This window comes from Halomonas sp. ND22Bw, assembly GCF_003011945.1.
Lineage (GTDB): Bacteria > Pseudomonadota > Gammaproteobacteria > Pseudomonadales > Halomonadaceae > Halomonas > Halomonas halophila.
Window position 1 is genome coordinate 1 of the sequence record NZ_PXWD01001704.1, and the last position, 239, is coordinate 239.

The 239-nt window shown below is 70.3% G+C and carries 1 protein-coding gene; it reads right to left on the minus strand.

Going from position 1 to position 239, the window contains the following annotated elements; genetic code table 11:
• Positions 1-239: DEAD/DEAH box helicase (locus CVH10_RS24090; protein ID WP_146143391.1), on the minus strand; the 239-nt coding region annotated here is incomplete at both ends.

Consider the following 239-nt stretch of genomic DNA (forward strand, 5'->3'; position numbering starts at 1 on the left):
CGAGGACAGGTCCAGGGTCTTTTGCGGGATATGGTCCAGCAGACGGCCGGGCGCCGCGACCAGGATGTCCAGCCCCTGTTGCAGGGCGCGCTCCTGGGCGCCGTATTTCACGCCGCCGAAGATCACCGCGACCCGGAAGCCCAGGTGGGCGCCATAGGCCTTGAAGCTGTCGGCGATCTGGGTCGCCAGTTCGCGCGTGGGCGACAGGATCAGGGCGCGCGTGGTGCGCGGCACGGGCG